Source organism: Kitasatospora sp. NPDC001540, assembly GCF_042894345.1.
GTDB lineage: Bacteria > Actinomycetota > Actinomycetes > Streptomycetales > Streptomycetaceae > Kitasatospora > Kitasatospora phosalacinea_C.
Genome location: NZ_JBIAVO010000075.1, coordinates 1 through 8,987 on the forward strand (window position 1 = coordinate 1; position 8,987 = coordinate 8,987).

An 8,987-nucleotide genomic window follows, 5' to 3' on the forward strand; every position below is an offset into this window, starting at 1 on the left:
CTCCTTCGCTGTGTTCTGTCCCCCCTCTGGGGGGGGGGGGGGGCGGGGGGGCCCCCCCCCCCCCCCCCCCCCCGCCCCCCGCGGCGCCGCCCCCCCCCCCCCCCCCCCCCCCCCCACGGCGAACTCATCGCCCGCTTCATCTTCTTGAGGAACTCTTCGAAGCGGGCGGAGCGTGCTCTGGGCTCACGCCGGGCTGCGGTCGATCTCCAGGACGTCGTAGAGGTCCGGCCCGGCGCCCCAGCGCGCGAGGCGCTCACGGTCGACGAGGTGGAGGCGCTGCTGGTTGGCGAAGACGGCCGCGGGCTCGGTGAAACCGTTGAGGGCGACGACGACCGGGACGGCTGCGCCGCGCACGGGCTGGCAGTGCCGTTGGACTTCTGCACGGCTTCCGACCCCACCGCGTTCGCGTACCGCTTGCACTGCAGCACCACGCGCCGCCCCGGGTGGTCGTGGGCGACGCTGTCGGACCCGGGGTCCTCGGCCCCGCCGACGCGTTCCGGCGGGTGAAGGAGCTCATGGTTCACGCCCCGGGTCGTGAACCGGCGGTGGGGCCCGACCCCCCGAGGGGGCGGGGAGCCGGGCCGGGGCTCAGTTCTCCATTCCGAAGTAGTGGCCGAGGTACTCGGTGATCTCGGCCGCGTGGGGCAGGAGTTCGGGCAGCTGGGCCGCGAGGGCGTCTCGGGTGGCGGCGGCGAGGGCGGCTGAGCTGGTGGCGGCGGGCCGGACGTACGGTTCGAGGCGCTTGATCAGCTCGTAGTTGCTGGCGATGTTCTCGGTGCGCATGGCCCGCTCCAGCGGCGGCGCTCCGGGCGGCGGGACGGGGGCGAGGACCCGGCTGACGTAGGTGACCCGGTGCAGGACGCGCCAGCACGGGGGCTTGGTGGAGCTCTGGCGGGTCTGGCGCAGCGCGGCCGCGTCGGGGGCGTTGCTGCCCTGCAGCCAGGTCGGGTCGACGACCTTGTGGTAGAAGTCGTCGAAGTTGGCGCTGCTCTCGCCGAGGTAGAAGGTGAGGAAGCGGTAGGCGTCGACCTTGCCCGGCACCAGGACGGGCTTGCCCGCGGCGTCGTACTTCGGCTTGCCGTTGGCGTCCCGGCGTTGCAGGTCGTTGGAGGGCGTGCACTGGACGTCGAGGCCGAAGCTGCGGGACGCCTCCTTGCTCTTGGCCCGGGTGGTGCTGAAGCCGCCGCCGCGGGAGGCGTCGAGGTGGAAGGCCCAGCCGAGGCCGAGGGCGCCGAAGCTCAGGTCGAGGTTGCCGCCGTAGGAGTAGGTGAAGCTGTACGAGCCGGAGGTGGTCTCGCTGACGGCGTCGGTGGCCTCGGTGGTCTCGGCGAAGAAGCCGCCCTGGGCGGTCCAGACGTAGGTGTTGACCAGGTCCCGGTGCGCGAAGCCGGTGGCGGCGGCGCTGCCGGCGGTGGAGCGGGCGCTGTCCTGCTGCTCGGCGGACATGCCCATCGAGCGCAGCACCGCCTTGGCCTGGGTCTCGGCCGGCTCGATGCCCGAGTTGTGGCCGACGTCGGTCGAGATCGACTGGTAGAAGGCCTGCAGCCGCTGCTGGTCGCGGGTGATGCGGCGCTTGAGCGCGTAGGCGTCGCGCGGCTTGAAGTAGCTGTACTCGCCGTAGCCGGTGGCGGTGGGGTAGTCGGGGTCGGTGACCTTGCCGAAGGCGTCGAAGCCGACCGCGCCGTCCAGGGTGCCCTGCTTGGTGTAGCGGGGGTTGATCGGGAAGTGGACGATGTTCCAGTCCAGCGGGATGTCCGGGTTGGGCAGCATCCGGTAGGCGACCAGGGCGCCGGTGTGCGCCAGGCGCAGCGCGAAGACGTCGGCGGTCTGCGACTGCACCAGCGCCATGCCGGTGTTGGCGGGAACGTACCGGGGGCCGAGGTCGGGGTTCAGGACGTTGGAGGGGTCCTCGGTGTACCCGGTCAGCGCCAGCCTGGTCCTGCGGGCGGTGTTCTTGCCCTGGCTGACGGTGGTGTCCTCGCTCCAGCTGTTGGAGAACTCCAGGCCGGCCGTCGCGGCCATCTTCAGTTGGCCCTCGGCCAGCGGGCTGGCGGTGCCGAAGCCGAGGGGCGCGGCGACCGTCATGACGTCGGCGACGGTCTCCAGGCCGAAGGAGACGTTGAAGGCGGTGTTGGTGCTGCGGGTCCTGCTGGCCGAGAGGCTGTGCACCACCTGGTCGGCCTCGGTGAACTCCACCGAGGAGGCGGCGGGGAAGCCGTCGGGCTTGCCGGTGAGGTTCTCCGAGGGCACCGGCGGGGCGCCCTCGATGTAGCCCATCAGCTGCGGGTCGAACTGGGCCTGGCCGACCCACTCGGTGGTCAGGTCGCCCACCTTGTAGCCGGTGACCAGGTGCCAGCGGCCGTCGCGGACGAAGCCGTAGCAGCGCTTGAGCACGCCCAGCGTCTCGCCCTTGGCGTCGAACTGGAGGTCGGCGTACTCGGAGGCGGCGGGGGCGCCGGAGACGGTGTCGTGGAAGGGGGTGCGGACGTCGGCGAGCGCCGAGCGCACCTGGGCGGTGTCGGTGGACACCGGCGCGGTGGAGAGCAGGATCCGCGGCCGCTTCGTGGAGAACGCCAGGTTGTTGCCGCGCAGGCCCTCGTCGCGCACCGAGGTGGTGGCGGCGGCGGTGGAGTCACGGTCGAACGTCCAGTAGCCGAGCAGGTCCTGCTTGTCGCCGCGCAGGCGGGTGAACAGGTTGTCCAGGATCTGCTCCCGGGTGCGCACGGTGCGCCAGATCCGCACCTCCTCCAGGGTGCCGGTCAGCAGGTCGGTGGGCTTGCCCCCCTCCAGTCGCGCGCCGAGGGTGAGTTGCGGGTCGCCGTAGGGGAGCAGGTCCGCCGGGAGCGGCGCGGTGGTGGCGAGCAGCGGCTCGCCGTTGCGGTACAGCCGCAGCGGGCTGGCGGCGGGGTCGACGTCGCGGGTCCAGCGGGCGCCGCGCAGCTTGGCGGGGAAGGAGCCGGAGACGTCCAGGGTGGTGTTGCCGGCGTTCTCGTTGAAGGGCCAGCGCGCCAGCAGCCCCTTCTCGCGCACGGCGACCGGCTGGCCGAGCTGGTTGGGCGTCCGTGCGGAGCTCCACAGCCGCACCTCGCACAGGACGCCGTTCAGGCCCCGGCCGATCTCCAGGTCGCTGCTGTTGGACTGCGCGCCCGGACCGCCGTAGACGTAGGTGCCGGCCAGGGCGCCGTCGAGGTGGAAGCGGATGTCCTGCTCGGGCTGGCCGGCGCCGGCCGCCTGGGTGCCGGTGGCGGCGGACACCTCGGCCTTGCGGCGCTGGCGCACCACGGCGATCCGCTGGAAGGCCCCGGGCTTGACGGCCCGGTCGGAGACGTACCGGACGGGGTTGCCGTCGGCCTCGGCGAAGGCGAACTCCACCCGGCCGTCGGCCAGGATGCCCAGCTGGTACGGGACGCCTTCCCGGCCGCCGTTGACGGCCGTGCCCTTGGTGACCAGGGCCATCGGCGCACCCACCTTGTCGACCTGGACGAACGCCTCGACGGTGAGGTCCTCCAGGAGGTTCAGCGAGTCCTGCGAGGCCACCGACAGGCCCTCGCCGCCGTCCAGGCGCAGCGCCCAGGCCTGGGTGAACGTCGCGGCGAGGTGCGCCCACTCGTTGCACGGGAAGCGGCCGGCCGAGCGCAGCACCCGGTCGCCGACCCGGGCGACCACCTGATAGCCCTTGATCGGCGAGGCCGGGCTGCCCGATCCCTCGAAGGTCCAGTGGCCCAGCAGGCCGGGCTCCCGGTCGGAGATCCGCTGGTGGCGCTGAGCCGAGATCTCCTGCGGGGTGCGGGCGCGGCCGAAGACGCGGACCTCGTCGATCTGGCCGTCGAGGTAGTCGCCTGAGAAGGGGAACTGCCCCAGCACCAGTGGGCCGTTGCCCGTGTAGGTGCCGGTGGAGGTCCGGCGGGCGACCTCGACGCCGTCCCGGTAGAGGATCTGCTCACGGGTGGCGCTCTTGTACACCGCGGCCCAGTGGTGCCACTCCAGGTCCGGGTAGGTCTGGGTGGTCTTCAGGTCGTCGCCGTACAGCGAGAAGTAGAAGGTCTCGTCGGGGTGGAACCACAGGTGCAGGGTCTGGTCGACCCGGCCCTCCGGCGCGCCGTGGAACAGCAGCGGCTCGACGCGGCCGCGGGCCTGGTTGCGCTTGGCCCACAGTTCGATGGTGAAGTCGCGGTTGGACAGGTCGAGCGAGTTGGTCAGCACCTCCTTGCTCTGGCCGACGAACTGCCGCACCGGCAGACCGACTTCGGCGATCCCCAGCGAGTACCCCGAGGCGTCCGTCCGGCCGTGCACGATCCGGCCCTGCCCGGCCTCGGGGTTGACCCAGGCCTCCAGGGTCAGGTCGCCGGCGGGGACAGCGTTCTTCTGCAGGGCGGCGGGCAGCGTCAGGTACTGGTCCTTGCCGTCGAACAGGAAGGCGCGGCCGGGCATCTCGGCCCGCCAGCGGCAGCCGCGGCCACCGGTCACCGGGACGGCCGTGCCGTTGGGCACCGAGGTGGCGCCGCCGGTGCTCACGGTGATCAGCCGGGAACCGGCGGAGAGCAGGACCCCCACCCGGGTGGACTCGGCGCGGGCCCAGTCGTAGCCGACCACGGTGACCGTGTCGCCCGGCTTGACCGCCGTGCCCGACCCGGTGAGGGTCAGCGTCTTGGCACCGACCGGGACGTCGGCGGACGCGGCGTACCCGTTGGCACCGATCTGCAGGTGGGCCCTGGCCGCGACCGCGACGGTGGTGGCCGCGGTGAACTCCACGGTGCTGCCGGTCACCTGGGCGACGGTGCCGACCGTGACCGTCTGGCCGGCCTGCCCGGCCAGGGCGGCGGCCAGCTGCTCGGCCTTGCGCGGCAGCGAGCGCCAGGTCTCGGTGTCGCCCCCGACGGTGATCGTCAGGTCGCAGCGGCCGGGGGCGTCGCCGTCGGAGACCTTGATGACGGCGCCCTCCAGCAGGACGCCCGGGTCGCGGGCGAGGAAGCCGAGCGTGCCGCCGTTGCCGGTCAGCCGCTGGGTGCCGCGGGTGACGGCGGTGTCGTAGTAGACGGCGAAGAACTGCTCGTTGGCACCGCGGAAGTACAGCACGACGCTGCCGGTGCCGCTGTCGAGCAGCGCAGGCCGGTCGGTGCCGCGGGCGAATTCCAGCAGGCCGCCGGAGAGGCTCAGCCCGGTGGTGTCCACCGAGATCAGCGGCATCGCCACGGTCAGGTCGTCGTCGCCCTGCAGGGCGGTCGACAGGCGGGCCAGCTTCTCCTGGGCGTCCTTCAACTGCGCCTGCTTGCCGGTCAGGACGAGCTGGAGCTCGCCGACGCGCTGCGCGGCCGTCTTCGCCTCCTGGAGGCGCTCACGCACGGTGTTCATCTCGTTCTTGGCCTGCGCGTACGCCGTGTCCACGCCCGAGCGCAGCGAGACCTGCACCATCTTGATCAGGCCCGAGTCGCCGGTGAGGCACTCGCTCGCCTGGACCGGGACGGGGGCCGGAAACGAGGCGGGCATGCCCAGCGCGAGCTTGCTGCCCCGGTTGACGAGGCGGGTGTATTCGCCCTCGGCGGTCAGCTGGAACTGGGCGAAGGGGTTGCCCGGCTCGCGGACGATCGTGTCCAGCATGCTGTTCTGGGCCGTCGCGTTGTTGCGGACGTGCAGGTCGAGGTTGTTCACGTTGTTCCCGACCAGCCAGTAGAACGGTTTGCCGTTCTGGCTCTCGCCGGTGGCCTCCAGCCGCCAGGTCGAGCGGAAGGAGGTGAGAACGACGGTGACCGACGTGTGGATGGGGGCGTTGAAGTACCGCAGCACCTGGCCGTCGGACTCACGCGGAGTCTTCAGCTCCAGGGCGTAGTTCCAGGCGGTCGGCACGTCCTTCTCCGCCAGGTACTGCCGCTCCAGCCTGTCGAACCCCGGCAGCAGCCGGTCGTGCTCGCCCTGCCAGTAGCCGACCTGGCCCGCCGTGGCCGAGAGCCGGGTGATCTCCGTCGGCAGGGCGGCGACCTCCGGCTCCAGCTGCCGGATCAACTGCTGCAGGGCGCTGACCTGTTCGGAGTCCTGGCCCTTCACGGGCCGCCGGAGCACCGCCGGGTCCAGCACGTCGGGCACCTGGGCGAGCCGCCCGTCGCGGCCGACGGCGAAGTCCAGGCTCACCACGGCCGGCTCCTGGCCGTACTTGGCGGCGAACGCCAGCAGCACCCGGGCCTGCCGCTTGGCGGGCTTGGGGTCGCTCCGGTAGCCGGCCGGGACGTTCTCCTGCTGGTGGTAGATCACGGCGGACATGCCGGACTCGACCGTGCGCCCCTTGAGGACGAAGCTGTCGCGGCGTACCCCGGGGTGGTCGCCGACCGGGGCGTCCGAGCCGGTCCACTTCGCGTCGCCCCTGAGCGTGCCGTGCAGGGCCCGGTCGTTCTGGTCGTAGGCGGTGGTCCCGGAGCCCTCGTCGAACCGGTAGTAGGCGGTCAGGCCCGGCTCGTTGCCGATCAGGCGGTGGTTCAGGTCGTCCACGAGCTCGGCGGCGGACCGCTCCCGGTTCCACACCCGCACCTCGTCGACGTCGCCCGCGAAGAGGCCGGTGGCCGTGCCGGAGACCTGCTTGCCGATCAGGGTGCTCACGCCGGTGGCCGGTGTGAACGGCAGCGCCCCGCTGCCGGACAGTTTGCCGTTGACGTACAGCTTCGCGGTCGTCCCGTCGAAGGTGGCCGCGACGTGGGTGTAGACGTCCGTGGGGACGACGTCGACCGAGCCGACCGTCGTGGCGGCCCCCTCGTGCACGAGGCGCAGCGCCCCGCCGGCGTCCAGGCCGAGCCGGTACTCCTCGCCCCGGGAGATCACCGGGCGGTCGTACGCGGTGGGCTTGATCCACGCCTCGATCGAGTACGCCTTGCCGCCGAAACGCAGCGCCGCCGGGTCGCCCAGGTCGACGTGCGCGTCGTTGGCGCCGGTGAGGCCCAGCGCGGTCTCCGCGTGCCCCTCGGTGCTGGTCACCGGCACCAGGGCCTGGTTGGTGAACGGGCAGGTGCCCGGGCTGCGCTCGAACACCGCGTCCCGGTACGCCGGGTCCGGGCTGGTGTAGAACCGCGTGCCCTGCGTGTTGAACAGCCCCTGGACGCCCTGCTCGACGCTGAAGCCGTCGATCCTCCCGGTGGCGTCGTTGTGGGCGAACAGCTGCCAGCGCCGCGCACCGCCGACCGCGGTGGGCACCAGCACCGCGGCGAACCGGCCCCGGGTCAGGTTGCGGACGAACGACAGCTCCTGGGTCGGCTCGTAGAACGGCCGGCCCTCCATGTCCTCGGTGCCCAGGGTGTCCTTGGCCGACGCGGCACGGGTGGCGTGCCGGCTGCGCTTGTAGCGCACCTCCAGCACCGGCTTGAGCTTGCCGTCCACCAGCAGGAAGCGGTCGCACAGCAGGGTGTCGCGGACCAGCGGCACCTTCTTCGTGCCGCTCAGCACGTAGTCGGTGCGGGAGGCGTCGGCGGAGCAGCCGCCGCCGGTCAGCTTGTACACCGCGTCGGGGTGCGTCTCGCCGATCGACTGCCGCAGCACCACCACGTACGTGCCGTCCGACACCACGTGGAACGGGGCGTCCGCGGTCAACCGCGCGGTCGTGGACAGGTACGGGTCGATCTCGCTGTCCAGCGGCCGCTCGTCGACCGCCGCCTCGGCGCCGCCCCGCTTGACCGTCGGCATCGCCGTCGCCCCGACCACGGCGAACCCCACCTCGGCGATCTCCCGGGGGAAGACGACCTCGGCCGGGTTGTCGCTCCAGTACGCGGCGTCCGCGTCCCCCTTGGATTGCTGGCCGGCCAGGTCCAGCACCGAGTACACGATCCGGCGGGACGCGTCCATCGCGAACGCGATCGTCGTGCCTTGGTGCCGGGCCATCGTCACGTGCCGGTACGACCGGTCACCGTAGATCTTGAGCAAGGATTCCTGAGGTGCCACTGTTCCCCTCCCACACGCACGGAACGCCGCACCCGTTCTCCCCCAACCCGGGGCGGCGACTGACACGCCTCGCACCCCTCGCGGGGCATCGGCCAGTCTGGCAGCGGCGTACGGGCGGCAGGCAGAAAACGAACAATGTTGCTCCGCTTATGACTTGATTGACCGTCAGATGGCTGAACTTCGATGACGGGCCGAGCGGGAAGCCGTCCCACCACCCGGCAGTGCACCCCCAGGGCCTCCTACGCCCGGCACCGCGACCCGGTCGCCGCGCATAAGGGGAAGTAGGAGGCCCGGGGCGGGGTCAGGTGAACCGCCCCGTATTCGATAGAGACTTGATGTGCCCCTGGTTCATCGGAATGTCTTCTGTCCCGCAAGACGACTCCTCCAAACCCAGGTCACATCGGCGCATCGCCGACCACCCACGCATGGGGCTGCTCCAGGGCTGTGCGGTATCGCCGGCTCGGTACGGGCGCGACTGGGTAGTGCTCGCGGAGGCCGGGTGGGTGCCGCCGTGGGGCGGCCGAGGGCGGGAAAGGGCGCTGGCGCGGCGCAAGACGGTGGCGAGCTGCTCGCGGAGGCGCTCTTGGCCAAGCAGCAGGCCAAGCCCGCCCAGGCCGGGGCCGGCCAGTCGGCCGCGGCGAAGCCCGCTGCGGCGAGACGGCCGCGCACGCCCCGTCGGCCTGATCCGGTGGCCGAGCACACCCGGCTGCCGGCGACCGGGGAGAAGCTCCTCGCCAAACAGGACGCTGCAAAGGCCAAGGAGGCGGCCCGGATCGAGGCCGACCTCGCCAAGCGCCAGAGTGCGCGCGAACGCGAGGCACAGCAGCGGCAGCGCGAGCAGGAGCGTGCGGTCCGGGAGCGGGAGCGGCTTGAGCGCGAGGCGTTGAAGCAGCGGTTGAAGGAGAAGGCCAAGCAGTGCAGCCGTGAAGTCACTTCTGTGCTAGATGATTGATGCGAAGGGCTTGCTGGCGCGCATGAGAGGGCGTTAAGTCCGTTTTTGGTAGAGGCCTCGTCGGGGCTGGATAAGCGTGCCTTGGCGGACGAGTCTGCCCAGACGGTTCCGGGTGACG

At 71.9% G+C, this 8,987-nt stretch carries 3 protein-coding genes and 1 pseudogene; 1 reads left to right on the forward strand and 3 read right to left on the reverse strand.

The annotated features are described in order from the left end of the window. Positions 1–183: 183 nt before the first annotated feature. The 3 genes and pseudogenes from ACFY00_RS37755 to ACFY00_RS37765 form a co-directional block, all read right to left on the reverse strand. On the reverse strand, positions 184–354 hold the full coding sequence (locus tag ACFY00_RS37755; protein WP_388038701.1) for a restriction endonuclease: 171 nt from the start codon (positions 352–354) through the stop codon (positions 184–186). A 20-nt stretch (positions 355–374) separates the two neighbouring features. Beyond that, positions 375–524 (reverse strand): annotated as a pseudogene (locus tag ACFY00_RS37760) (restriction endonuclease); the annotation flags it as partial. 64 nt (positions 525–588) lie between these two features. After that, positions 589–7,899 carry a LamG-like jellyroll fold domain-containing protein gene (locus ACFY00_RS37765; protein ID WP_388038704.1) on the reverse strand — a complete coding sequence of 2,437 codons (7,311 nt, stop codon included), beginning with the start codon at positions 7,897–7,899 and terminating at the stop codon, positions 589–591. Between the two features lie 601 nt (positions 7,900–8,500). Here ACFY00_RS37765 and ACFY00_RS37770 point away from each other — a divergent pair. Beyond that, a complete protein-coding gene (locus ACFY00_RS37770; RefSeq protein WP_388038707.1) occupies positions 8,501–8,869 on the forward strand; it encodes a hypothetical protein in 369 nt (122 codons plus the stop codon). Positions 8,870–8,987: the final 118 nt, after the last annotated feature.